We start from the raw sequence: 26,404 nt of genomic DNA, 5'->3' as shown, positions 1-26,404 counted from the left end.
AACAATAAAGTAAAAATTAAAACAACCCACCAACCCAAAGAGAAAAGGCCAAATAAAACACCAAACAAGCTGTGTAAATCTGAGATTTCATTTTTGACCAAATCATATGCAACCACTGACAAATCAAAGGTTTACATTGTTTTTCATTTGTTCTGCAAATGTGAAAATTTGCAGTTTAAAAGTTTGTGCTTTATAAAAAGAGCCGAATTTGCAATCACACATACAATTCAACACAGAGAATAATTATGAGCAATCTGAGAAGTGGTACATTGCTTGGCCACCCTAAAGGTTTGTTTCTACTGTTTGGTACAGAACTATGGGAACGATTTTCTTACTATGCCATGCGCGCGATTTTGGTACTTTATCTGACAGATAAAACCATCAACGGTGGCCTTGGCTGGTCGACTCAAGACGCACTCAACCTCTACGGCATCTACACCGGTCTCGTCTACATCACTCCTCTAATTGGTGGATGGATTGCCGATAACTTCCTAGGCCAGCGCCGCTCCATCATTATTGGTGGTATCCTGATGGCTCTCGGCCAATTCACCCTGGCACTACCAAATAGCATGGTCGACCCGCACTCAGTGACTGCTTTCTACCTGGGTCTGGGCCTGCTGATCATTGGTAACGGTATGTTCAAGCCGAACATTTCAACCATGGTAGGTGACCTGTACGAAGAAGGTGATAACCGTCGTGATGGCGCTTTCACTATCTTCTACATGGGTATCAACCTTGGCTCACTACTCGCAGGTATTATTGCAGGTGCTGCTTCAGCTGCGTACGGCTGGAAGGCAGGCTTCCTGACTGCCGGTATCGGTATGGTTATCAGCCTGATTACTCAGATGGTATTTGCTGAGCGCCTGCTGGGTAATATCGGTAAAGAACCTGCTGCCAAGCGTGCTGCCGCGATGAACAAATCCGGTAAACAAGAGCCGCTAACCAAGCAAGAACGCGATCGCATGAAAGTTATCATGATCATGGGTCTGTTCGTGGTTATTTTCTGGGCTGGCTTCGAACAAGCCGGTGGTCTGATGAACATCTTCTCTCAGCAGTATACTGACCGTATGATTGGTAGCTTTGAAGTACCAGCAGCATGGTTCCAGTCTCTGAACCCGTTCTTTGTAATCACGCTTGCTCCGATCATCGCTTCTATCTGGGTGAAAATGGGCCCTAAAGAGCCAAGCTCACCAATTAAATTTGCGATGGGCCTTTTCTTCCTCGCGGTGGGTTTCCTATGCATGATCGGTGCGGTTATGCAGCAAGGTGGCGATCTTACTGTTAAGACATCAATGATGTGGCTAGTAGGTGCATACTTCTTCCACACACTGGGTGAGCTTTGCCTATCACCAATCGGCCTGTCAATGGTAACCAAACTTGCCCCGCTACGCCTTGCATCTTTGATGATGGGTGCATGGTTCGGCTTCAACGCAATTGCTAACTATGTAGCCGGTATCATCGGTTCACAAGTAGGTGAAGCAGGTCCAATGGCTATCTTCAGTGGTATTGCAATTGCAGCAACAATTGCCGGTGTACTGCTACTACTTTGCTCAAATCAGCTTATCCGCTGGATGCACGGTGCAGAAGGTAAAGTTGTCGAAGCAGAAGCTACAGACGCGAAACCTGTTGAAGCATAAAAATATAAGGGACTAGATCCTAGTTCCTAAGTAAAAGCGTAAAACGCAAAAGCGAGAGCCATTGGCTCTCGCTTTTTTGTCTTTGGGTCCTACAGTATTCAAAAGCCACCAGGAACCAGGACCCGCATTTAAAACCCACACCGCTTTAAAGTAAGACTGAAACTGGCCGAACCAATTTCACTGAGAGATAGTCGACCTCCAGACTCAGAAAGCGGCAAATGGATAGTGTCATTTTGATAGGCATTCTTACCAAGCCAAGGCTGAGCAACCAGCTCTTTATTACCTTCACTGGTTTGCAACATTGCAGCCAAGCCTGTTGATGTGACAGACAAGCTCTTGTCGCAGGCATCAAAAATGCCAAACAGGGCTTTGATCGGCGCGGCATAACCTGAATGCTTCATCCCTTTTTCAATCAATTGAATCAAGCTACGGATATCATGTTCATCGGCCATCCGGGTACGAAGAAAATCATTAAAGAAAGCCCGAATAAGCAAGGTGGTCGCGGTGCCATTGTCGTTATCTGTTGACGAGTCAACAAGGTAGAAGGCCAAACGCCCATCCATAAGCCAAGTATAATCCAGTAGTACAGGCTGGACATCGGTCGACTGCAGAACACAATAACTCAACTGCCAGTCTCCCTGCTTGGACTCTGTCTCCGGCATCAGACCCAGTAGCAACTCCCGTGCAGCTCGCGGGTTGGCCTTGAGTTCTTCAATATGCCATTCCAGCTCCTCATCGACACAGCTATCATCGCCTATCCCAAACCACTGACTAGAAAAATCTCGATTTTCCGTCACGGAATCTTGAGACTTCAGAACTGACAGCATGGCTGACTTCAGCACCATGATGTTATCCAGCGGCTTAATCAGAAAATCCTTTACTCCGTGGCGAAGCGCCGTGGCAACATCAGCCATATCACCAGTGCCAGAAATGACAATAATCGGCACCATCGGGTACTGTACGGAAATTTCTTCGACAAACTCCATCCCGGTCAATACCGGCATTGCCAAGTCACAAAGCAGCACGTCGGGAATGCTGTCTCTTAACGCTTGTAACCCTGCCAGCCCGTCTTCAGCTTCACGCACTTTACAGCCCTGGCTTTCAAGGAAACCAGTGATCATTCTGCGAAAAACAGGATCATCTTCAACCACGAGAACGTCTTTATCCTCAAGCAAAGGCTGTGCCCTCCATGAATGATGATTATCTTTTCCCTGAGTATGCTCAGGACGACATACGGATTTATCAGAATGCGTGTGCATGAAAACTCGAATTGCTAACCAATCTATCAAAAGCATAGGCCGGAATTAATATTCCGTCATAACTATCGCAGCTTTCAGCCCGTAAATTATTGGATTATGCAACCTACTTCAAAAATTAACCTTTTCAAGGCATAAAGGTCGCCATTTTTAGCAGGTAGAACCATGTTGATATTGATTTACAGCAAAACTTGTTACGATAGTGACACCTCATAGCACAATTTGTTATACCATTCTCCGATTATTAGTTTTCAGTGATTGTATGACTATGAAGCTTGACGATCTAAATTTGTTTCGTATGGTTGTTGAACACGGCAGCTATACTGCCGCCTCCCGTAAAACTCAGGTTCCAGTTGCCACATTAACACGACGGATCCAAGCCCTGGAAGAGTGCCTAAGCATTCGCCTGTTAAACCGTCACGCGCGAAAACTTTCACTGACAGAGGCCGGACAAAAATTCTATGATGATTGTAGCCCTCTGCTGCAACAGTTGGTCGATACTACCGAGCACATTAGCGAAGAGTGCAAGGGAGCAGCTGGCAAGCTGAAAATTGCCGCTCCGTCAAACCTGACCAAAGTGATGCTGCAACCAATGCTAAATGCGTTTATGCAGGATCATCCGGCAATCAGTATTGAACTGCATATGAGCAGCGAGCCGGAGCAGCTTGATCCGACAGATTGGGATGTTATTTTCCGTGTCGGTCCACAGCGCGATTCAACACTGATTGCCCGGCGCATCAATTCGGTCAAAGACATCCTGGTCGCCAGCCCGGACTATCTGAGAAATAACGCCGAGCCCAAGCATGCCCAGGATCTCCACCATCACTCCCTGCTCAAAGGCAAGCCATTGCTTCGCTGGCGCCTGACCGACAGTAACGGCGAGACAGTCACTGTAAATGAACGGGGGCGTTTTGAGGCCAATCAGCTTAATGTTGTGCGTAAGGCGTGTGCAAGCGGCCTGGGGATCACACTGATGCCGGATGTGATGCTGGAAAAATATATCGCCACGGGTGAGTTGGTCCGTATTCTTGAAAACTGGTCGGCCAACCCACGAGAAGTATACCTTCTCTATAACCACCGCGATTACCAGCCAGAAAAACAGCGTCTGTTTATTGAATTCGCCAGCGAATACTTCAAGCTATAACCCCTACCAGAAAGTCCTTCCACCTCCAGCCGGAATGTCCGGCTGGTGAGTACCAATTTCTTGCCAAGCCTGATAACCCCGACTAAACGTTAATAGACTGAACAGAGCAATTGGCTGCCCTTTCCAAGGCGTAGGAGCCAATAACACTTGATATAAAGGACTCCTAATTGTCCTGTTCAGTAAGGACTAAGAGCACAATCGAGTTTTGGGGAAAGTGTTCTTTGAACCATTAATCTTATCGTGCGAAATACCGCACAAGATAACGGGGAAACGTTATGATTCTGGGACATTTATTTGGGCTGTATACACACCCTAAACAAGAGTGGCGTACTATTGACAAGGAACATGAAGGGTTCCAAAGCAGCCTTTCTCATATCTTGTTGATCGCCTTGCTGCCACCGATTTTTGCCTTTATCTCCAGTGTCTTCATCGGCTGGCGAATTGGTGTCGGTGAACCAATCTTCCTCACCCAATCCAGTGCACTAGGCATGTCTGTTGCCATGTATTTTGCGCTCATTGCCGGTGTCTTTGCTCTCGCCTACCTTACTTATTGGATGAGCCATACATTCGGTTCGACGCCAACCTATACCCAGGCACTTGAACTTGCCGCCTATACGGCAACGCCGCTGTTCATGGTCAGTATTGCAGCCATTTACCCGCAGGTGTGGTTCCTGATGATTGCAGGCCTAGTCGGTATCGCCTACTCGGTGTATCTGCTATATACCGGCGTTCCAATCTTGATGCATATTCCTGAAGAGCGCGGGTTTATCTATTCCAGCTCCATTGTGACCTGCGGTCTGGTTCTACTGGTATCGATTATTGCCGGCTCGGTTATTCTCTGGAATCTCGGACTGGGACCTCAGTTTAGCCATTAAATGGAAAGAGGCGAGTGAGGGGGTGAAATTAACCCCCTCCCAACCTCCCCCTTGAAAAGAGGGAGGGGCTAATATAGAGGATTAAACGCCCTCGTTATGCAATTCCAGGTTTGCCAAATCCTGCTGAATAGTACGCTGAGTCTTGGAGTCTTCACTACGCAACGACTCCAGATATTCAAGGTACTCCTGATTGACATCACCAGTCACATAACTGCCACTGAATACCGAGGCTTCAAACTGCGGGATATCCGGGTTCCCTTCCAGCACAGCTGACACCAAATCATCAAGCTCCTGGAAGATCAGGCCATCAGCACCAATCATCTTGCAGATCTCATCCACTTCGCGGCCATGAGCAATCAGCTCGTTAGCACTTGGCATATCGATACCATATACATTCGGAAAGCGCACTTCCGGCGCGGCTGATGCCAGATACACCTTGCGAGCTCCCGCTTCACGAGCCATCTCGATAATTTGCTCGGAAGTCGTACCACGGACAATAGAATCATCCACCAGCAGCACACTCTTACCTTTAAACTCAGAACGGATCGCATTGAGCTTGCGGCGAACTGACTTACGACGCATTTGCTGCCCCGGCATGATGAAAGTCCGGCCTACATAACGGTTCTTCACAAACCCCTGACGGTACGGCAAATCAAGACTGCGAGCAATTTCGAGCGCGCTATCACAAGAGGTTTCCGGTATTGGGATCACGACATCAATGTCCAAATCATCCCACTCCCGCTTAATCTTCTCACCAAGCTTGGTACCCATCCGGACACGGGCGCCGTACACTGACACCTTATCGATAAAGGAGTCAGGGCGGGCAAAGTATACGAACTCGAAGACACACGGGTTTAGTGTCGGGTTATCAGCACATTGCTCGGTGTAGAGCTCACCGTCAAAGGAAATATAAACCGCTTCGCCTGGTGCCACATCGCGGACAAAGTCAAAACCTACCGCATCAAGAGCCACTGACTCCGAGGCAACCATGTACTCCGTCTTTCCGTCGACTTCTCGCTTGCCCATACATAGCGGACGAATACCATGCGGGTCACGAAACGCAATAATACCGTGGCCGATCACCATAGCGACAACCGCATACGCCCCCTTGACGATCCGGTGGACTTCGCGCACGGCTTTAAAAATATCAGTTGGGTTTATTGGGTAGGACTGGGCATGTTCGAGTTGGTTGGCGAGGACATTAAGAAGAATTTCTGAATCAGAGGTCGTATTGACATGACGCCTAGCCTGCTCAAACAATGTCTCCCTGATTTCGGCTGCATTGGTGAGGTTACCGTTATGCGCCAATGAAATACCATAAGGCGAGTTAACGTAAAACGGCTGTGCTTCCGAGGCACTTGAGCTTCCCGCCGTCGGATAACGAACATGGCCGATACCTACATTGCCCTGAAGGCGCTGCATATGCCTCGCTTCAAAGACATCACGTACCAGACCATTTGCTTTTCGCAGACGGAAACGATTGCTTTCCAGGGTAACAATACCGGCGGCATCCTGGCCGCGATGTTGTAGCACGGTCAGTGCATCATAGATAGACTGGTTTACCGGGGTTGAACCCACGATTCCGACAATACCACACATGTCCTAATTCCTCGTCACGCATTAAGTGCAATTATAACAGCCTACCCATCTCACGCTTATCAACAGGGGCGGTGTCTGCCGCCCCTGATAACAGTCAATGAATAAACAAACTGTCTAAATACCGATGCTACAGTGCACCGGGCAAAAAGCTTGATGTGTCTTTGAGGTAAGTGAAGAACCATTCAATCACGACGCCAAACTGCGGGATCAACTGCGACTCTTTCCACCAGTCAGCACTTGCAAACCCTGTAAACGCATCGATGAAGAATAGCAGGGCAGAGACAATCAGTACTCCCCTCACTCCGCCAAAGACAATTCCCAGAACCCGATCTGTCCCAGACAGGCCTGTTTTCTGTACTAACTGTCCTATGACATAGTTCACGACCGCACCGACAATCAGTGTGGCAATGAACAATGCTGCGATGGCACTACCGTTACGTAGCATCTCATCCTGTATATTCGTAAAGTACGCTGCCAGCTCGGTATAAAAATTACTGGCGATGAAAAAGGCAGCGAACCAAATTACCAGTGACAAGGCTTCCTTAACAAAACCACGGATCAAACTGACCAGTGCAGAGAAGCCTATTACGCCTAAAATTACGTAATCAATCCAGATCATCATTTGTTATATTCATCTTGTTGGTGCGTATTCTAACAGAAAAAATGAGAACGCAAACGTTTACCTAAGGGTTTAGTGGGTTAAATCTGAGCAATCGGCCCTTTAAACCGGTTAATTTTTCCAATTCTTTGAGCTGGGTAGAAAGCTTGGATTTTGACACATCCGGACCAACAACTACCCGCGCCAGATCACCTTGCTGAGGCTGCTTGGGAAAAACATGTGCCTGGTAACCGGCATCACGTAGTTTGCTGACCAGTTGGTTGGCGTTGTCGAAATTGCGAAATACGCCAAGTTGTACAACCCAACCGCTATCTTGGTTACCTACCTTTGGCTCTGTGACTGGAGCAGGCTCGACCTTGACCGTGCCACGCTCCGAGACAGTATTGTTCGCCTCAGGCTCATCAATCACGACGGTCACAGGCTCCGGCGGCAAATCGACCTCGGCAAACTCGGGCTCGGGGATCACTTCAAACTCCCCTTCCTCACCAATTTCAGGCTGAAGCGGAATACTGGCAAACTGTTCTTGATAATGCTGCTTCTTGCCATCAAACAAGTCAGGCAGAAAAATAACACCGATCGCCACCAAAATAATGGTACCGACCAAGCGACTTTGGAATTTACTTGCCACGTCTACTCCTGGGTTGATGCTAAGTGACTGGAAATCTGACCGACAGTGTAAAACGAGCCAAATACGATTACCATATCCTCGTCGCCGGCCTCTGTCAGCGCTGTGTCATAAGCTTGTTCCGGCGTAGGGTAAGGCTGACTATCACCCGGCAAGTGCGCAATAATTTCATCGGCAGTCGCCGCCCTTGGCCCTTCAAGCGACGCTGGGTACCACACATCGACGACATCATGCATCTCTGCCACCGTTGCTGCTATATCCTTATCGTGCAGCATGGCTACAACAGCATGAATACGGCCTTTGTTTTCGCGCTGCTTAACTAAAGCTAACTGCTGGGCAAAGTACTGCGCTGAGTGGGGGTTATGTGCCACATCCATAATAACGAGCGGTGAGTCTAATACTCGCTCCATTCGGCCAGGCAGCGACGCCTTTGCCAGGCCATTAGCAATGTTCTCATCACTGATATCCAGCTCGGCAGCGCCCAAGGCCATCAGTGCCGTTGCCGCATTGGGCAGAGGAAGAGACGGCAAAGGTAAATCATTCAGATCAAATGCCCCGCAATGCCAGCTCCAGCTATTCTCAGACTGCTTGTAATCAAACTGATAACCAACCTGATAAAGCTTGGCCCCAATGTCATCAGCATGAGCAGGAACGGTTGCCGGAGGATTAGGCTGACCACATATTGCAGGCTTCTGTGATCTGAATATGCCCGCTTTCTCATAGCCGATCACTTCGATATCGTCACCCAGCCAGTCGACATGATCAACAGCCAGACTGGTAATGACCGATACATCATGATCAACAATATTGGTGGCATCAAGGCGTCCGCCCAATCCCACCTCCAAAATAACCACTTCAACCTGATGGCGCTTAAAAAGCTCCAGAGCAGCCAGCGTGCCAAACTCGAACAGGCTCAAGCTTACTTCCTGACGGTACATCTCAATAGCTGCAAATGCCCTGCTATGTTCATCATCGGCCAGCTCGGCGCCGTTGATCCGGACACGCTCGTTATACCGAACAAGGTGAGGGGAACTGTAGACACCAACCTTGTATCCGGCATCAAGCAAAATAGCTTCCAGGATTGCACAGGTCGAGCCCTTGCCGTTAGTGCCGGCAACAGTAATAACATGCGGTGCGGGTTTCGTTAACTGGCCGCGATGAGCGACACGTGAGGCGCGATCTAATCCAAGATCAATGGCACTGGTGTGGAGGTTTTCTAAATAAGTCAGCCAATCGGCTAATGGAGCGGTGGCTAGTGGTGCTGTCAGTCCGGACATTTGTTATCGTTCTAAATTAATACCTATGATAGGTACTAATTTAACACTGAACCGAGTTTGAATTCATGTAAAGAGAGGAATTAATTCGCTCAACACATCACTTGTGCACTTTACTGATAGCTTTAACTATCAACCAAACCCGGTTCAATGGCAGAAAACGTTATTCTTTCTCGTTATCTGCTTCTTTTGTTTCTGTATCGTCAGCCTGAACGTCCTCGGCAGCAGCCACAGGCGGAACAACCGGCACAACCATCGGCGACGTTGAATGAGTCAGCTTCGCGATAATGCCACCAATACGTTGGCGCATTTCTCGGCGATCGACAATCATATCAATCGCACCGTGCTCAAGCAGGAACTCACTACGCTGGAAGCCTTCAGGAAGCTTCTCACGGACTGTTTGCTCAATAACACGCTGACCGGCAAAACCAATCAAGGCTTTCGGCTCACCAATGTTGATATCACCCAGCATTGCCAAACTTGCTGATACCCCGCCCATGGTCGGATCGGTCAATACAGAGATAAACGGCAAGCCTTTGTCAGACAAGCGCTCCAGTGCTGCACTGGTTTTTGCCATCTGCATCAAAGACATTAGCGCTTCCTGCATACGGGCACCGCCACTGGCAGAGAAACAAACCAGTGCACAGTTATTGGCGATTGCCTCATCGACAGCTAGTACAAACTTGGCACCGACTACGGAGCCCATTGAGCCGCCCATAAAGGAGAACTCAAAAGCACACGCGACCAGAGGTTGCTCCAGTAACGTACCTTTCATCACAACCAGTGCGTCTTTCTCACCACTGTTTTTCTGCGCCGCAGAAAGGCGATCTTTATACTTTTTCGAATCGCGGAACTTCAGCTTATCCTGTGGCTCCATCTCTGCAGCAATTTCAACCTGACCTTCAGTATCAAGGAAAGTTTCAAGGCGACGACGCGCCTTCATACGCATATGATGATCACACTTAGGACAAACTTCTAAGCTACGTTCCAGGTCTGCGTGATAAAGCACTTGTTCACATGATGTACATTTGGTCCATACGCCTTCAGGGATGGACGCCTTTCGAGAAGAAACAATGTTGCTTTTGATCTTTTCAAGCCAGCTCATGAATGACCTTTCATCTTCTTATTTCCCGGCTATATAGCAGAGAATTATAAATTCGTTAATTTACCGAGGTGGAATTAAAGCACAAAGTTGTCGATCTGTAGATAAAAAACTGGTTGTACTAGTTGCTAAAGGGGAACTAGATCCTAGTTTATTCCCCTAATCCTTCTGTCAATCGGGCAAAAACAGCGGACCAATCGGCGCTCTTGGCAACCCGAACTCCTCAGGGTAATCAACATCAACCAAATACAGACCTTCAGCTTTCGCCGTTGCACCCGCCAGAGTGCGGTCTTTCTGCTCCAGTAACCACTTCATCCATTCAGGTTTTTCTTCACCGCGGCCAACCTTAATCAGGCTCCCGGTGATATTTCGTACCATATGGTGTACAAACGCGTTCGCCTTGATATCAATAATGACAAAGTTGCCCTGGCGAGACACATTCAGGTGCATTAGGTTACGCCAAGGACTACGAGATTGACAATACACAGCACGGAAGGATGTGAAGTCATTCTCACCCAGCAAATACTGACCGGCCTCTTGCATTTTCTCTACGTCGAGCTCGCCGTGATAATGGCTTACCCCTGTCCCCAAAATAGCGGGACGTAGTGCATGATTATAGATGATATAGCGATAGCGGCGAGCCGTAGCGGTAAAACGGGCATGAAAGTCATCACTCACTTCTGTCGCCCAACGAACAGCGACATCTTTGGGCAGATTGGCGTTAGCGCCCATGGTCCAGGCAACCATCTTACGCTCGACATCGACATCGAAATGGACGACCTGGCCCGTTCCGTGTACCCCTGCATCGGTACGTCCGGCACACTGTACTTCAACAGGCTGGTTGGCGACTTTACTCAGCGCTTTTTCCAGGCGCTCCTGCACGCTATCAACGTCACGTTGACGCTGCCAGCCATAATACTTGGCCCCATCGTATTCGATACCTAAAGCTATTCGCATAATTTACTTCGTTCTTACTGTCGGCGCAGCTGGCCTGTTATCAAGGAGTGAGGGATTATAGGGAAAAAAGCGAGAATAACAAAGTTCCGAAATTCTAGGGTCGAGTTCCTAGAATCAGACAAATGAGCCCATAAAAACAAAAGCGAGAGCCATTGCTCTCGCTTTTCCTCGAACCTGAAAACTAAAACCTAGGTCCTAGTTTTCCTTCTTGTTCAGATACTAGGATCTCGAACCTCGCACCTTGTCTAACAGCCCCTTCGCTTCGCGTTTGATCTGGGCATCACCATTACTGGCAACCTCTTCCAACAAGCCAAGCGCACCTTCACTGTCATTCATCTCAAGATAAGCTTTGGCCAAATCCAGCTTGCTGGCATATTCCCCCTGGCTATCGACATCAAATGCAGCCACATCAGAAAGGACATCCGGGAACTCATCAAGCCCTACCTCCAGGTTCAGCGGCTCTTCCTCCACCTCGACCGGGTGCTCAGACTCTATGTCTTTCATCAGCTCGTCAATACTGATATACGCAGGAGAAGGATCGGCATCAGTAACCAGTTCACTGCCGCCAATATCGTCGAGTAATGCCTGCGATTCCGCTTCTGCCAGTAGCATTTCGGTATCAAAAGCAGCCACGTCTTCAATTTGCATCTGGGGCTGCTCAGCCCAATTCTCTGTCTCCAGTACTGGTTCAGGGCTGGTTGCCGCCCAGATTGCCGAATCTTCTTCCGGCATCTCAAGCTCTGAGCCAGAAAAGCTCGAATACTCGTCATCGCCATCAAAGGTGTTCGACAGCAACTGTTCACGCTCGGCTTCAAGCTCATCCTGAAAATCAAAGCTTGGTTTAGTATCGATATCATCTGGGTTATCCGCCACGAATTCATTCAGGTCCGAATGAACAGGCTCTGGCACACTCTCGCCAGCGATATCTTCCGATACAGAGTCAACATTATCATCCCAGGCAGAATCGATGCTGAGTGATTCTTGCGTGTCTTCTAGCTCAACAACAGCGTCTTGAGGAGCAGGCTCTTCTTCCTGCTCATGCACTTTCTCCTGTGCATGCTCATTCTCCTGTACAGTTGGCTCGATTGGCTGTGCTTCTACCTCTGCTTCTAGAACATTGCCAGCCAATGTGTTCTCAGCCTGCACATTGTCACTGCCAGCAAAGGCTTCCTCGGGATCGCTCAGCAGAGCAGCCATATCAAGTCCGGCGGAGTCGACAAACTCGTCGTCAAACATATCTGCCGGTGGCGTTTCAGGCTGAAGCGGTTTTGCGGCCTGCGGTTCTCTCAGCCCTTGCTCTACTTCGTATTGCTCGAGCTCATGCTGTTCATCGAAAGACGCCTGCAAAGCTTCATCTTCACTAAACTCTGGCAGTGAGCTTGGATCAATACTCTCGAACTCAATAGTCTGCTCACCATGAATAGATGCTGGTGCGGGTTCAGCAGATTCCGCATCCACTTCTTCGGCCGGGCTTTGTTCCGCTTCTGGCTCATGGCTATCAGCCTGGACAGCTTCGGCGGCCTGCTGCAATTGCTTGACAATATTATCAAGCGCATGCTGCTCTTCATCTTCTGACAGCGGCGATGATAGCTCCTCGAGCTCTTCCGCTTCAGGGTCATTAAAAGCCGCTTCTTCGTCAAACTCAGGCAGTTCATCAAGGGTTAACGGTTCCGGCGAGGCATCGAGTAAATCATCAACAGATTGATACTCAGAGTCATCAACAGCAGACGGAGCTTCAGGGGTTAGCTCTTCAGTTACGGATTCATCTGATGCAAGATCAGGAGCGACAACATTTTCTGGCAGGGAAGCTTCGGCAGCCTGTTGCAGCTGCTTAACAATATTATCAAGCGCCTGCTGCTCTTCATCTTCTGAAAGCGAAGGCGATAGGTCCTCTAACTCTTCTGCTTCCGGATCATTGAATGCCGCCTCTTCGTCAAACTCAGGCAGATCATCCAGGCTTAACGGTTCCGGCGCTTCCAGTTCAGGTTGCTTAGCAAGCGCTTCTTCCGGTTGCACTTCTTCCTGAGTCGGCTCTTCGGGCACCCAGTCATCAAACGAAGCATCGAGTAAGTCATCAACTGACTGATATTCAGCTTCATCGGCCATTGCCGGAATATCAACGTTCAGGCCTTCTGACGCCAGACCTTCAACAGCTTGGTCTTCTGTTACAGATGTCTGAGGCTGCGCGGCTTCCGCAGCCTGCTGTAGCTGCTGAACAACATTATCAAGCGCTTGCTGCTCTTCATCAAACTCCGGCAGTTCATCAAGGCTTGATGGTTCCGGCATGACCTGTTCATCCTGAATGTCGTTTCCCAGAACGTCATTTTGATGAGGCTCATCTACAGATACCGGAGTTTCAGCCTGAGGCTCAGAGAGCGGCTCTGGTTCAGCCAAGGCCACTTCGTCATTTGAAACTGGGAGTTCATCAGAATAGGCCTCAGTAAGCACCGTTTCTTCTGGCTCGACAGGTGTATCACCTACTACTTTATCAAGTGCACTTTCAGCTAGGTTTGGTTCATCAAAGCCTGTTACTTCGGTGTCGGCTTCTTCAGCATCGGCCCCATCGACACTAGGCTTCTCAACATCAAACTCTTCGGCACCAGATTCCTGAGTCCCGGCGTCTTCACCATCTGGTTCCTCTAGAGCGGGGTCTTCTACCCCAGAGTCAGTAGCATCACCAGCGTCAATGGCATCAAGAGCAGAGCCTTCCTGAGCTGATTGCTCTGGCTGCTCCTCAAAGCTTTCCAATAGCTCATCAACACTACGGCCAAGCACTTCAACATCATCAGTTTCAGGTTCATCCAGCAACCCTTCAACATCCGCCAGCAACGCATCAATTTCATCGGCTTCTACCGGCTCTTGCTGTGGAAGTGACTCGTTTTCCTGTTGTTCTGCATCCGCTTCGCTATCTAACACTGGCTCCGGAGCAAGCTGTTGTTCTGGTTCCTGAGTGAGCGCATCAATAAGCTCCTGCTCTTGAATAGATTCTGCAACAGGCTCAGATACAGGCGCAGGATCAGCCTGAGGTTCCGGATCCGGTTCTGCGGGCTGCTCGTCCAGCGCCTCATTGAATATCTCGGCAAAAGCCGACTGTTCTGGCTCTGGGAAATCGGCATCAGGTGCTTGCTGTTGCTGCGACAAAGCGTCTTCGTTGTCGGGTACCGGCTCAAACTCAGGGTCTGAAAAATCAGTCTCGAACATCTCAGGCTCTGGCAGATCAGATCCCACACTGTCACCAGGCAGTTCATCGATGGCTTGCTGTTCGTCGATGGTTTGCTGATCATGAGTGCCAAGCGGCTCATCTAGGCCTTGCGGTTCAGGTTCCGAGGTCGATAGCTCAGGAAGGCTGCTGTGCTGAGCAAGAATATCATCCAGCAGGTCAGTGCTATTCTCGTCAATAACGACATCATCAAGGTTCAACTCTTCTTCATCGTTGAGCTTGGGATCGGATGTTGCTAAACCATCGTTGTCGACATCATCAAGGTCGTCATCAAGATCATCAACCAGCTCATCCAGTAATGCTGTGCTGTTCTCATCAATGGATACGCTCGGATTGAGCAGATCACTAGTGTCATCTTCACCAAGCAATTCATCAAGCAGTGCTGTACTGTTTTCCTCAACTTCGACTTCAACCTCAGTGCTTAACTCATCGTCTTCTTCTATCAACTCATCAAGCAATGCCGTACTGTTCGCTTCAAACAAAGCGTCAATATCACCTTCATCAACCGCTTCCGACTCAACGGCAAACATCGCATCAGCATCGGCTAACGCCTGATCAACAGCGGCCTGTTGCGCAGCCTCTTCGACAACATCAGTTTGTTCTGAACTGACTGGTGACGGAGACTCCGGAGTCTCTTCCACTTCAACCGAATCAAACAACGAATCCAGATCATCCTGGTCAACCACCTGCTGACTGGCATCTTCTTGCGCAGGCTGATCGTGACTGTCCTGTTCCATTTCAACTTCTGACAGCAGATCATCCAAGATAGACTGGTCAAGCAGCCCATCCTCAATCTTCTGCTCTCCGAGCAAATCGTCATCCAAGCCGACCGTGCTGTCATCGGAAAGATCAAAGCTGTCTTCATCGTCTGCTTCGCTTTGAAGCGACTGTTCCCACATTGCGGCCAGAGCTTCATCTGAATTAGGCTCTGAGGACTGCTCCATTTCATCCAGCGCCCGCTCCATGTCCTGGAGTCCAATCGCCTGCTCATCACCTTTCACAGAAATGCTGCTCGGGGTCAGGCCGCTGTCAATCTCGAATTCATCGCTACTATCTGTAGACAAATCGAGCATATCAATTGAATCGACTTCTTTATCCGACTCGCCAGAGAAGAGGCTCTTTTCAGGGTCATCAAACAGCGAGTCGTCATCGCCCCCGAAAAGATCATCAATATCATTGTCATCGCTGAGCGGAAGCTCCGGGTTAACCGCATCATCCTCAGGAGGAGGGACCATCGCAGGCTTTTGTTCCGGGCTGTCTAGGGATTTAACCTCATCGTCACCCTCTTTCTTACGTCTTAGCATGAAGAAAGCCAGTGCACCGGCAATCAGTGAACCAGGAAGGAAGGCAACTGCCGCTAACGCCCATGGGTTGGCTATCAGGCTATCTATCCATGACGTTTGAACAACAACAGGCTCAACCTGCTGGACCTTCTGTTGCTGAATGAACCCTTTGATTTGCTCTCGAAGGATCTCATCACTGCTGATCTGATCCTTTAATGCAGTAACTTCGTGCTGCATCTCAGCGAGGCGAACCCGCAATAAATGATTGCTTTCCAGAAGCTTGGTCATTTGGACATCAGACGCATCCAACTGCGCCTGAAGAGCCGTAGGCTTAAGCGGAATCCCCCCTTTCGGGTTTTGCGGTGCCGACGACGAACTAGCCTCGCTGCTCACTTTAGGAGCGGCTTGACTCACCAGCTCTTCTTTGGCGACATCTGGCTTGGGAATCGGCTGAGCAACAACAGTTGGTGCTGGTGTATTTACTCTTGGTGCCGGGGCACTAGATGGTGCAGACGAGGATGTCTGACGTGACTGACGTCGCTGGTCTGCGGCCAGGCGACGCTTGACGCTATCAATGTTTTCCTGACGGATCTGTCCCAGGCTCGGAATAGTCAGCACGCTGCCGGGGATCAGGCCATGAATATTGTTTTGTTCGAAAGCCTGTGGATTGGCGCGGTGGATCGCACCGATGACCTGATAGACCGACACCTGATTGTTCGGGCGGTTACGGGTTGCAATAGACCACAGCGTCTCATTATTGGCCGTCGGCCCATAGCGAGTCGCAGAGGAACGGTTTGTTGAGGTATTACGAACCGTCTCAACAATCGTTGCTGGCTGCTCGTCAGCAGCAGGGCCAACAATACGTACCGTATTGGCCTGGACCGGTATATGGAAGGCTGCACTGGCGAAAATAACCGGTAATAGTAAGCGTTTTATCATAGTCGATAGGTCAGACACTGCCTGCTGTCCTCTCTGGCAGGGAATAATAAAGTCGTTTCGAGTATCGCGTGAATTGAACCGACAATCGAAATCATGGCGCTAAGCATAATGAATCTATCGACCACACATCAAGACTCTTGAGCGGTAATTGAGGGTTGTTGCTCAAAGGAAGGGCCCCTGCATCAACAATACTTAATGTAGTCAAAGAAAATTCCTCCCTCTTTCAAGGGAGTGGTGGAAAGAGGCTTCAACCCCACCCTAGCCCTCCCCTTCATAAGGGGAGGGAACAAGTACGTGAGAATTACAGGTACTCTTCAATCAGTTTTTCGGCAATCTGTACACTGTTTGTTGCTGCGCCTTTACGGACGTTATCAGCAACAACCCACATGTTCAGACCACACGGATGACTGATGTCTTCACGGATGCGGGCAACCATAACATGGTCTTTTCCTGTTGCATCACCCACCTGAGTCGGATAGTCATTACCGTGGAATACTTCAATGCCTTCTGCATTTTCAAGCAGGCTGATAGCCTCCTCGACATGAACTGGCTGACATGTTTCCACATGTACCGCTTCGGCATGGCCATAAAACACAGGGACGCGAACACAGGTAGGGTTAACGCGGATATTATCGTCACCCAGAATTTTCTGAGTTTCCCACACCATTTTCATTTCTTCTTTGGTGTAGCCGTTATCCATAAACTCATCAATATGCGGCAGACAGTTAAAGGCAATTTGCTTGTCGTAAGCCTTGTTTTCCGCCGGCAGGCCGTTTAGCAGCTTAGCCGTTTGTCCCGCCAGCTCATCGACACCTTTCTTGCCCGAGCCTGAAACCGACTGGTAAGTGGCAACATTGATGCGCTCGATACCATACGCTTCGTGGATTGGCTTAAGTGCCACCAGCATCTGGATGGTCGAACAGTTCGGGTTGGCAATAATGTTTCGGTTCCGGTAATCAGCCAGCGCATGCGGGTTTACTTCCGGCACCACCAAAGGTACATCGTACTCGTAGCGGAAGCGTGATGTATTATCAATCACCACCACGCCGTGATCAGCAGCAATCGGTGCCCAACGGTCAGACGTTTCCGCACCGGCAGAGAATAGTGCAAGCTGCACCTGACTCCAGTCAAATTCTTCTACATCTGTAACACGAACACTCTTGCCCTTAAAACGCAACGTGTTGCCTGCGCTACGCTCGGATGCTAGCAAATATAGATTGCGAACAGGAAAATTGCGTTCCTCTAGAACTTCGACGATGGCCTCACCGACAGCACCTGTTGCGCCGAGTACGGCAATATCAAATTCCTGGCTCATGGAGTTTCCTCTACTGTAAAACCTAATTTAGCCAGCGACTCTACCCCAAAACCCGTCTCTCCGGCTACTGTAATTGCGCTATATTCGCGCCGATCCCAATAATTTTTTCTCATCAGGTCAAAAGCCGCAGCCATCTGTTGATCGTTCCCCGCACTTTGGATCATTTCGCGACGAAACAGGGCATCATCTTTGCGGACATCATAGATAAGCTGGATCAGGGCAAATAAATCGTCTTCTTGCCACTTCTTACTCAGCTGCACGAAGGGGATCGGTGCCACAGGCAACAAACTGGAGGCCGACACCCGTTTGTCGAGGCCAAGGAACTCACAATAGCGATTAAACACCATCGTGGTACCCCGCGCCTTGCCCTCAAGGCCATAGCCGGCAATATGCGGGGTCGCAAACGCCAGCAACGGCAATAAATCGAGATCCACCAGCGGCTCATGCTCAAAGACATCCAACACAGCGGTTAACGGCTTGCCCTCTCCACTGCTGGCCTGTTGCAGCGCCACTTTCAAAGCCTGATTATCAACAACAGGACCTCGCGCAGCATTAATCAGTATGGCTCCCGGTGCCAAGGTGTCCAAAAAGGCTTCATCGATCAGGTGGTAAGTTGGGAAGTCACCGTCACGAGTGATTGGCGTATGCAGGGTAATGACATCACACTGTTTCTGTAACGTTTCTAACGAATGGAATTGACGGCTATCGCCCTGCTGCTCTTTTAAAGGATCATTGAGCAAATAACGGATCCCCAATGCATCAAGACACCGGGCCAGGTAAGTACCCACATTCCCGGCTCCAACAATACCGATGGTTTTGTCAAAAACCGAAAAACCTTGCTGCTGCCCCAACACCATCAAGCTGCTGAGCACGTATTCCGCCACGCCGACCTTGTTACATCCGGGCGCGGCAGTAAACGTGATGCCTTGCTGTTCAAGCAACGCCTGATCGACATGATCCTGCCCGGCCGTAGCCGTTCCGACAAAGCGCAACTTATCGGCTTTTTCTAGCAACGACTTGTTCACTTTGGTCACTGAACGGATCATTAGGGCATCGATGCCGATGAGATCATCCGACGTTAACGTCCGACCCGGCTTCGTCACAACCTCACCCAGCAGGCTGAATAAATCGACCGCATAAGGCATGTTTTCGTCAATAAGGATTTTCATGGGTGGTCCTGGATGCTTGAGCCTAGCACCGAGATACCTGGCTCAGGGTGGCTAGATTACGTATCGAGTCAAAATTCAGGGTATTGATTGTACTCCGTTCTTCGCATATTTATATATAAAAAAACCCGGCATAGCGCCGGGTAAAAAAATCCAGGTTATAAAAAACACTCGCTTCTGCAATAGACAGCTCCCGCAAAAGAAAATACTATTCACATAAGCTAATGTCGCGTCTGTCTAATAGGCACTGGCTATAGAAACAGCAATCTTCGAAGTCTCGCCAAAGTCGTCTTAGATTGGTTCTTAGCCAGTGCCGTCCCGGAAAAAGATAAAAGGGGTTTAGGGGCGAGTCATGAGTGACGAGTTTCAAGGTGAGCCTAACTCGTCTTTCTCGATACTCGTCCCTCTATCTCATATTTCGAACCCCGTATCTCTATTCTCTCCCGAAGGCTTAACCTTCGTATTTCTTAATCACAAGCGTTGCGTTCGTACCACCAAAACCGAAGCTGTTAGACATCACTGTTTTCAGCGGTTGCTCACGGGTTTCAGTTACGATATCCAAGCCTTCTGCCGCCGGATCCAAGTTATCAATGTTGATACTTGGCGCGACAAAGCCATTATCCAGCATCAGTGTTGAGTAGATAGCTTCATGCACACCAGCGGCACCCAGAGCGTGACCTGTCATCGCTTTAGTCGCAGAAATAGCCGGGCTCTTCTCGCCAAACAATTCCTGGATCGCACCAAGCTCTTTCACATCACCAACAGGTGTAGAGGTACCATGGGTGTTGATGTAGTCAACCGGCTCGTCAAGATCCTGCATTGCCATCTTCATACAACGCACCGCACCTTCGCCAGAAGGCGCTACCATGTCATAGCCATCTGATGTCGCACCGTAGCCTACGATTTCACCGTAGATTTTCGCGCCACGAGCCAGAGCATGCTCAAGCTCCTCGACAACCAGCATGCCGCCACCACCAGAGATCACGAAACCGTCACGGTCTGCATCATAGGTACGAGAAGCTTTCGTTGGATCGTCATTGTACTTGGTCGATAACGCGCCCATCGCATCGAACATCATGGTCAGTGTCCAGTCCAGCTCTTCACCGCCACCAGCGAAAACCACATCTTGCTTGCCTAGCTGGATAAGCTCCAGTGCGTGGCCGATACAGTGTGCAGAGGTCGCACAAGCTGAACTCATGGTGTAGTTCACACCACGGATTTTAAACGGTGTCGCCAGACAAGCCGATACTGTCGATGACATGGTACGAGGCACCATATAAGGACCGACACGCTTCACGCCTTTCTCGCGTAAAATATCAACGGCTGCAGCCTGGTTATAAGAGGATGCGCCACCCGAACCCGCCACTAGGCCAGTACGGTCATTGGAAACTTGTTCTTCAGTCAGACCGGCGTCTTCAATTGCCTGCTCCATAGACAAATACGCAAATGCTGCTGCATCGCCCATGAAACGCATTTTTTTACGGTCGATATGCTCAGACGGGGTCATCTTTAAGTCGCCCCAAACATTGCTTCGCAGCTTCATTTCTGCGAACTGTTCAGAGAAGTTGATACCGGATTTACCCGTTTTCAAAGACTCCAGCACTTCTTTAACGTTGTTACCAATGCTGGATACGATACCCATGCCTGTAATTACGGCTCGTTTCATGATGAATTCCTACTGTCATTTAACGCTGATGATAATAACGGGTTTATTCACAGAAAGTGGTCAGCTTTCCCTACTATCAGGTACAATCCCCGTCAATTTCACTTTATTTAATCGTTAGTGCTTCTGTTTCTGTAGCTTAGCCAATCAGATTCAGACCATCACGATATCTGTTACATCATTTACATGAGGTTTCCCTTTGTCTGAGTTGTCTAACAAGCGCATTGAAAATGCCATTCTTGACTGGAACGAGTCCGGTACCCCGGTATCCAATGACTTTGACGATGTTTATTTCTCCAATACCAATGGCTTGGAAGAAACACGCTATGTTTTTCTCAAACAAAATGGCTTACCCGAGCGCTGGGAAACCTTCAACCGCCGCCGCTTTGTCGTGGCCGAGACTGGATTTGGTACCGGGCTCAACTTCCTGGCCGTCTGGCAATGGTTCAAAGCCTTTCGCAAGGCTCACCCAGATACGACAACCAAAGAGCTTCACTTTATCAGTTTTGAGAAATTTCCGGTTACCAAAGCCGATTTGATCAAAGCCCACCAGTCCTGGCCCGAGCTGGCCGAATTGGCCGAGCAACTCCATGCCCATTACCCGCCAGCCGTTGCCGATTGCCAGCGTATCGTACTGGAAGACGGCATGATCACCCTCGACTTATGGTTTGGCGATATCAAAGAGTGTATGCCTCAAGTATGGACCAATGATGACGGTATCGTGGATGCCTGGTTCTTAGATGGTTTCGCGCCGAGCAAAAACCCGGAGATGTGGAATCAGAACCTGTTTGACGGCATGGCCAAACTGGCGCGCGTCGGTTGTAGCACCGCGACATTTACGGCTGCTGGCTTTGTTCGCCGCGGCTTGAACGATGCCGGTTTCGAGATGAGCAAGGTGAAGGGCTTTGGCACAAAACGGGAAATGCTGGCAGGTACGTTGACCCAACGCCAGCACCAGGCGAACTATAAACCTTGGTATGCACGCACCAGCGCTGAACATACCCGGGATATAGCGATTATCGGTGGCGGTGTCGGCTCGGCAACCACGGCATTATCGCTGGTACGCCGTGGAATGGACGTTACCTTATATTGTGCCGATCCTCTGCCGGCTGAAGGTGCCTCGGGAAATCGTCAGGGCGCAGTCTATCCTCTGCTTAACGGCTCTAATGATGCGTTATCTCGCTTCTTTGCTCCGGCCTTCCTCTATGCCCGTCAGTTTATCGAACAAGCTGCCGAGAAAAAATCTTTTTCCCATGACTGGTGTGGTGTCACCCAGCTGGCCTGGAATGAAACAGCAGAGAATAAGCTTGGCAAAATGATGGGCGGCGGCTTTCCCGACACCTTGATTAGACAGCTAGATGCCGAGCAGACAGAACAAGTTACCGGCGTCCCTTCGGGTCATAGCAGTGTAAACTACCCGCTCGGCGGCTGGCTATGCCCGCAGGAGCTCACCCGCGCACTCATCCAACTAGCACAAGAAAGTGGCCGCCTGACACTCAATAGTAATACTAATATCTGCAAACTTACTCAGCACGATGAGCAATCCGGCTGGGTACTCACTGATAGTGCGGAAAACCAATACCAGCATGCAGCGGTTATTGTTGCTAACGGTCACCGTTTTGCAGAATTTGAACAAACCCAGGCCATTCCCGCCTATTCGGTCAGGGGGCAGGTCAGCCATATCCCCACCAATGATTCACTATCTCAGCTAAAAACGGTGCTTTGCTATGACGGCTACCTGACACCAGCCAACACCGCAACTCAAAGTCACTGCATTGGTGCCAGCTACCGCCGCAGCAGTACCGATCTAACGTTCAGCGAGGAAGAGCATGCTGATAACAAGCAGCGACTGGTTGACTGCCTGCCAGGTGCTAACTGGCCAGCTGAGATCGATATGGCTGATAAGCATGCTCGCGTAGGCGTTCGCTGTGCCAGTCGTGACCACCTGCCGTTTATCGGCGATGTTTGCAACTACGAGACATTGATCGAGCAATATGCGGATTTGAGAGAACAACAAGACAGCGCAGAGAGTGTTCCAACTTATCCGAACCTATATTCGATGATAGGTTTAGGCTCTCGCGGATTAAGCTCTGCTCCTTTGCTAGGTGAACTGCTGGCATCACAGATCTGCGGCGATCCGCTGCCACTTCCTAATGATGTGCTTGATGCCCTGCACCCGGGACGAATGTGGGTACGCAGGTTGGTTAAAGGGAAAAAGTTGTAAGAGAAGCAAGAACGGCGAGATACAACATAGCGAATTCGCCCCTCCCCTTCATAAGAGGAGGGAACTAAAACCGAATTATTCCTACTCCGCCTGAACAGTTACCGGTGGTGCCGGATCGTCACCGCCGCCGGTATCTGACACCGCCACACCAATAACTATTGCGGCTACACCCACAGCAAGTACTGTCGCCGTTAAGCCACCAGCAGACGCCGCCAGCGCAGTATCTATTCCAGCAGCCGTTCCCTTCACTTCAGATGTAGCTTGTGAAGCCGTATTCACCGATGTAGCCGTCGAAATATTAGTCGCGGTTCTTGAGGCAGATTGCGTTCCTGGGCTATCTGCAGCGTATGCAGACATGCTCATCATCCCGGCACAAAAAAGTGCAATTATTGATTTATTCATATCATCCCCGAATACATAAGCGAGTTTATTGATATGAGTGTAAGTATAGGAGAGTTAGCAGGATCGAGGGACGAGTTAGCTAGGAGATTTTGATAGTCTCAAAGATGAGAAAGTGATAAAGGTAGGACAAAAAGAAACGAGATTATCGAGAAGCGAGAAAGCCAGTTAAATTAGTTAACCGTCTGTCTCGCCACTCTCTTCTCGTTACTCGAACCTGATGTTCGCGAATCAATCTTCTCCGAACAAATCGCGGGTATAAATCTTATCGGCAACATCTTCCAGCTCTGCTGTCATACGGTTCGAGACAATGACATCAGACATAAGCTTGAACTGCTCAAGATCAGTAATCACTTGGGAGTTAAAAAACTCCTCTTCCTGTAACACAGGCTCATACACAACAACCTCTATACCTTTCGCTTTAATACGTTTCATGATGCCCTGAATTGAAGAGGCTCGGAAGTTATCAGAACCACTCTTCATGATCAGGCGAAAAATACCCACCACGTTCGGCCGCTTGCTGATGATCGAATCGGCAATAAAATCCTTACGGGTTCTGTTCGCCTCCACAATAGCGCCAATGATATTGTTCGGCACTTCCTGGTAGTTTGCCAGTAGCTGCTTGGTATCCTTTGGCAAGCAGTAACCACCGTAACCAAAAGACGGGTTGTTGTAATGAGAACCGATGCGAGGATCTAACCCTACCCCCTCAATGATCTGGCGACTGTCGAGGCCATGTTTTTCAGCGTAAGAGTCCAGCTCGTTAAAGTAAGCCACACGCATAGCAAGATATGTATTAGAAAATAGTTTTACCGCCTCGGCTTCGGTCGATTCCGAAAACAACACCTCAATATCTTCTTTTACCGCCCCCTGTACCAAAAGCTCTGCAAAACGCTTTGCACGCTCTGAGCGCTCACCCACGATAATCCGAGAAGGATAAAGATTATCTAACAGTGCCTTCCCTTCACGCAGGAATTCAGGCGAAAAAATAAGGTTCTCACAACCGAGTTCTTGTTTAACTCGCTCGGTATAGCCAACAGGTACCGTAGATTTGATGACCATCACCGCTTCGGGATTGATAGCCATCACATCTTTAATCACACTTTCGACCGAAGAGGTATCAAAGTGATTTGTCACCGGATCATAGTCGGTAGGTGTCGCGATGATCACATACTCTGCCTTCTCATAAGCACACTGCTTATCTATCATGGCAACTAGATTTAACTCTCGCCCAATCAGAAATTCGCTAATTTCTTTATCCTCTATAGGAGAAATTTGCTGATTGATTAGGCTTACTTTGTCTTCAAGAATATCAAGAGCTATTACGTCATTGTTCTGCGCTAACAACACGGCATTAGACAGCCCGACGTACCCTGTTCCTACAACAGTAATATGCATTACTAAACCTCAAATCATTCAATTTTCAGCTTTTAGGGAATAATTCATATTGTAACAATACTTATAAGGTACTGTATAAGGTCACTATTGTAGAGTAGTCGGTTTAAGGCTTTATGACATGAATATTTAACTCTTCTTAAAATTATCAGGCCTATTAATCCAGCGTTTCGGTTGCTGTTATGATGATCTCGCAATCAGGTTTTACTACAGCCAGTTTTTGAGCCAAGGCTTCCTGTGCGGCAACATCACCATGGACAATCCGAATTTGCGACGGACCTAGCTTGATATTAGCCACAAACTGAACCAAATCGCCTTGATCGGCATGAGCAGAGTAGCCCGACAGCGAATGGATAGCAGCATTCACTTCAACCCGACGATTATTAATATCAACAGATTTTGACTGCTCCAAGAGCTGGCGCCCCAAAGTCCCTCTCGCCTGATACCCCACCATCACTACATCCGTTTGAGGCTCCGGCAGCAAGGCTTCAAGATAGTTCATAATCCGGCCACCGGCACACATCCCGCTTGCAGCAACAACAATCGCAGGTTCTCCAGTCGCTTTTAGTCGATTAACAAGCGCAATGTGATCAGAGTGCTGGTTGATCGTCACGCACTGCTCAAAAGACAAGGGATGTCGCCCTCTTATCACTCGTTGCTTTGCCTCTTTAGCCCATAGCCGCTGGAAGGTAACATACTGCTGCGTAACTTCCATTGCCAACGGAGAGTCAAGGATCACAGGAAGTTGGTGCCATTTCAATGTTGAATCAACTTGCTTGGAGATACCTGTCATTGCCTTAGCAATCAAATTCTCTATATCAAACAGCAATTCCTGGGTACGACCGACGCTAAACGCAGGGATCAATATTGCCCCGCCATCTTTAAGAGAACAGTCTATGAGTGAGGATAAGTGCTGCTCTCGCTGACTAACAGGCTGATGTTGTTTGTTACCATACGTACTTTCTATTATCAGCGTATCAACCTGTTCAGGTGATTGAGGGTCAACATGTAATGGAGTATTAGAGGGGCCAAGATCACCGGAGAAAACGACTTTACGCCCACAGGAATGATTCACCATCCCTTCTTCCGGCAATACAAGCTCGATATAGGCCGACCCCAGAATATGGCCCGCAGGGCGAAAGCAGATACTTACCAACTCACTGCTAGGTAAAATCAGCTCGACACGACAATCAAATGGAATAGGCTTTAAAAGCTGCTGTACCAATTGGGTAAACCTGCTGCACTGAACCTTATTCAGCCCAAGGTGGATTTTTAGGCCATCCTCCAGCATTAACGGCAATAACGCAGCCGTAGCCTCTGTCGCATAGATGGGGCCTCTGAAACCCGCCGCCAACAACCAGGGTAAACGCCCAACATGATCAATATGGCAGTGTGTCAATAATAGCGCACGTATATGCTCTATTGGAAAGTCAATATCTAGCAGACAGCCGCCTTCCTCTCCCTGGAACAAGCCGCAATCAATCAGCAGGCCGTAATTACCGATTCGTATCTCATGACACGAGCCCGTTACGCCAGTACGAGCGCCATGGTGGATAATGTTCACTTTATTGCCCTATGGTTTGTGAGCCTGCACCGATGATGGCAAAGGAAGAGGTGAAGGAAATAAAGAATAGTTATATGTTAGAAACAAATCACGAATTTAGAACTCCGGCATAAGAATCACTTAAATTCCTTCAACTATTAAATTTTAC

18 protein-coding genes are annotated in these 26,404 nt (G+C 49.0%); 4 read left to right on the top strand and 14 right to left on the bottom strand.

Annotated features, from left to right (window positions below):
• Window positions 1-245: 245 nt before the first annotated feature.
• The gene (locus L4D19_RS13320; RefSeq protein WP_428452867.1) at window positions 246-1,637 is read left to right on the top strand and encodes a peptide MFS transporter; all 1,392 of its coding nucleotides are present in this window, start codon (window positions 246-248) and stop codon (window positions 1,635-1,637) included.
• 128 nt (window positions 1,638-1,765) lie between these two features.
• Here L4D19_RS13320 and L4D19_RS13315 read toward each other — a convergent pair whose 3' ends face one another.
• Window positions 1,766-2,812, bottom strand: a complete 1,047-nt coding sequence (locus L4D19_RS13315; protein WP_428452884.1) for a response regulator — start codon at window positions 2,810-2,812, stop codon at window positions 1,766-1,768.
• 349 nt (window positions 2,813-3,161) lie between these two features.
• On the opposite strand from L4D19_RS13315, the gene L4D19_RS13310 reads away from it, so the two are divergent.
• Window positions 3,162-4,037, top strand: coding sequence for a LysR family transcriptional regulator (locus tag L4D19_RS13310; RefSeq protein ID WP_160648780.1), 876 nt, complete (start codon window positions 3,162-3,164; stop codon window positions 4,035-4,037).
• 275 nt (window positions 4,038-4,312) lie between these two features.
• Window positions 4,313-4,912 (top strand): Yip1 family protein, encoded by a 600-nt coding sequence (locus tag L4D19_RS13305; RefSeq protein WP_428452866.1) that lies wholly within the window; start codon window positions 4,313-4,315, stop codon window positions 4,910-4,912.
• A gap of 81 nt (window positions 4,913-4,993) precedes the next feature.
• Here L4D19_RS13305 and purF read toward each other — a convergent pair whose 3' ends face one another.
• From purF to fabB, 10 genes are all read right to left on the bottom strand, one after another.
• On the bottom strand, window positions 4,994-6,511 hold the full coding sequence (purF, locus tag L4D19_RS13300) for an amidophosphoribosyltransferase (protein ID WP_428452865.1): 1,518 nt from the start codon (window positions 6,509-6,511) through the stop codon (window positions 4,994-4,996).
• A 127-nt stretch (window positions 6,512-6,638) separates the two neighbouring features.
• Complete coding sequence (locus L4D19_RS13295; RefSeq protein ID WP_075764229.1) at window positions 6,639-7,130, bottom strand: CvpA family protein; 492 nt, start codon at window positions 7,128-7,130, stop codon at window positions 6,639-6,641.
• 64 nt (window positions 7,131-7,194) lie between these two features.
• Window positions 7,195-7,758 carry an SPOR domain-containing protein gene (locus L4D19_RS13290; RefSeq protein ID WP_428452864.1) on the bottom strand — a complete coding sequence of 188 codons (564 nt, stop codon included), beginning with the start codon at window positions 7,756-7,758 and terminating at the stop codon, window positions 7,195-7,197.
• 2 nt (window positions 7,759-7,760) lie between these two features.
• Window positions 7,761-9,032 (bottom strand): bifunctional tetrahydrofolate synthase/dihydrofolate synthase, encoded by a 1,272-nt coding sequence (gene folC / locus L4D19_RS13285; RefSeq protein ID WP_428452863.1) that lies wholly within the window; start codon window positions 9,030-9,032, stop codon window positions 7,761-7,763.
• A gap of 160 nt (window positions 9,033-9,192) precedes the next feature.
• Window positions 9,193-10,134, bottom strand: coding sequence for an acetyl-CoA carboxylase, carboxyltransferase subunit beta (gene accD, locus L4D19_RS13280; protein WP_428452862.1), 942 nt, complete (start codon window positions 10,132-10,134; stop codon window positions 9,193-9,195).
• Window positions 10,135-10,302: 168 nt separating this feature from the next.
• Window positions 10,303-11,088: a tRNA pseudouridine(38-40) synthase TruA gene (truA, locus tag L4D19_RS13275; RefSeq protein WP_428452861.1), complete on the bottom strand. Its 786-nt coding sequence runs from the start codon at window positions 11,086-11,088 to the stop codon at window positions 10,303-10,305.
• A 219-nt stretch (window positions 11,089-11,307) separates the two neighbouring features.
• Window positions 11,308-16,548, bottom strand: a complete 5,241-nt coding sequence (locus tag L4D19_RS13270; RefSeq protein ID WP_428452860.1) for a FimV/HubP family polar landmark protein — start codon at window positions 16,546-16,548, stop codon at window positions 11,308-11,310.
• Window positions 16,549-16,831: 283 nt separating this feature from the next.
• Entirely contained in the window at window positions 16,832-17,845 is a 1,014-nt protein-coding gene (locus L4D19_RS13265; RefSeq protein ID WP_160648664.1) for an aspartate-semialdehyde dehydrogenase, read from the bottom strand.
• Window positions 17,842-19,014 (bottom strand): 4-phosphoerythronate dehydrogenase, encoded by a 1,173-nt coding sequence (locus tag L4D19_RS13260; protein ID WP_428452859.1) that lies wholly within the window; start codon window positions 19,012-19,014, stop codon window positions 17,842-17,844. Before L4D19_RS13260 ends, L4D19_RS13265 begins: the two co-directional genes overlap by 4 nt.
• Window positions 19,015-19,462: 448 nt before the next feature.
• On the bottom strand, window positions 19,463-20,677 hold the full coding sequence (gene fabB, locus L4D19_RS13255; protein ID WP_075764116.1) for a beta-ketoacyl-ACP synthase I: 1,215 nt from the start codon (window positions 20,675-20,677) through the stop codon (window positions 19,463-19,465).
• A 205-nt stretch (window positions 20,678-20,882) separates the two neighbouring features.
• Here fabB and mnmC point away from each other — a divergent pair, with 205 nt between their 5' ends.
• Window positions 20,883-22,898 carry a bifunctional tRNA (5-methylaminomethyl-2-thiouridine)(34)-methyltransferase MnmC2/FAD-dependent 5-carboxymethylaminomethyl-2-thiouridine(34) oxidoreductase MnmC1 gene (mnmC, locus tag L4D19_RS13250; RefSeq protein WP_428452883.1) on the top strand — a complete coding sequence of 672 codons (2,016 nt, stop codon included), beginning with the start codon at window positions 20,883-20,885 and terminating at the stop codon, window positions 22,896-22,898.
• 81 nt (window positions 22,899-22,979) lie between these two features.
• Here mnmC and L4D19_RS13245 read toward each other — a convergent pair whose 3' ends face one another.
• The 3 genes from L4D19_RS13245 to L4D19_RS13235 form a co-directional block, all read right to left on the bottom strand.
• Window positions 22,980-23,300 (bottom strand): hypothetical protein, encoded by a 321-nt coding sequence (locus tag L4D19_RS13245; RefSeq protein ID WP_428452858.1) that lies wholly within the window; start codon window positions 23,298-23,300, stop codon window positions 22,980-22,982.
• A 228-nt stretch (window positions 23,301-23,528) separates the two neighbouring features.
• A complete protein-coding gene (locus L4D19_RS13240; RefSeq protein ID WP_428452857.1) occupies window positions 23,529-24,695 on the bottom strand; it encodes a nucleotide sugar dehydrogenase in 1,167 nt (388 codons plus the stop codon).
• 154 nt (window positions 24,696-24,849) lie between these two features.
• Complete coding sequence (locus L4D19_RS13235; protein ID WP_428452856.1) at window positions 24,850-26,256, bottom strand: MBL fold metallo-hydrolase; 1,407 nt, start codon at window positions 26,254-26,256, stop codon at window positions 24,850-24,852.
• Window positions 26,257-26,404: the final 148 nt, after the last annotated feature.

Source organism: Photobacterium kasasachensis, assembly GCF_050336885.1.
Classification (GTDB): Bacteria; Pseudomonadota; Gammaproteobacteria; order Enterobacterales; family Vibrionaceae; genus Photobacterium; species Photobacterium kasasachensis.
The sequence above is the reverse complement of the archived record's forward strand: the minus strand, read 5'-3'. Positions and strand labels throughout refer to the sequence as shown.

Bases quoted from the DNA above. Each gene is read 5' to 3' on its own strand.
- L4D19_RS13265 (WP_160648664.1), bottom strand. From the start codon at position 17,845: ATGAGCCAGGAATTTGATATTGCCGTACTCGGCGCAACAGGTGCTGTC.
- purF (WP_428452865.1), bottom strand. From the start codon at position 6,511: ATGTGTGGTATTGTCGGAATCGTGGGTTCAACCCCGGTAAACCAGTCT.
- L4D19_RS13295 (WP_075764229.1), bottom strand. From the start codon at position 7,130: ATGATCTGGATTGATTACGTAATTTTAGGCGTAATAGGCTTCTCTGCA.
- L4D19_RS13310 (WP_160648780.1), top strand. From the start codon at position 3,162: ATGAAGCTTGACGATCTAAATTTGTTTCGTATGGTTGTTGAACACGGC.
- L4D19_RS13305 (WP_428452866.1), top strand. From the start codon at position 4,313: ATGATTCTGGGACATTTATTTGGGCTGTATACACACCCTAAACAAGAG.
- L4D19_RS13245 (WP_428452858.1), bottom strand. From the start codon at position 23,300: ATGAATAAATCAATAATTGCACTTTTTTGTGCCGGGATGATGAGCATG.
- fabB (WP_075764116.1), bottom strand. From the start codon at position 20,677: ATGAAACGAGCCGTAATTACAGGCATGGGTATCGTATCCAGCATTGGT.
- truA (WP_428452861.1), bottom strand. From the start codon at position 11,088: ATGCGAATAGCTTTAGGTATCGAATACGATGGGGCCAAGTATTATGGC.
- L4D19_RS13320 (WP_428452867.1), top strand. From the start codon at position 246: ATGAGCAATCTGAGAAGTGGTACATTGCTTGGCCACCCTAAAGGTTTG.
- folC (WP_428452863.1), bottom strand. From the start codon at position 9,032: ATGTCCGGACTGACAGCACCACTAGCCACCGCTCCATTAGCCGATTGG.
- accD (WP_428452862.1), bottom strand. From the start codon at position 10,134: ATGAGCTGGCTTGAAAAGATCAAAAGCAACATTGTTTCTTCTCGAAAG.
- L4D19_RS13260 (WP_428452859.1), bottom strand. From the start codon at position 19,014: ATGAAAATCCTTATTGACGAAAACATGCCTTATGCGGTCGATTTATTC.
- L4D19_RS13240 (WP_428452857.1), bottom strand. From the start codon at position 24,695: ATGCATATTACTGTTGTAGGAACAGGGTACGTCGGGCTGTCTAATGCC.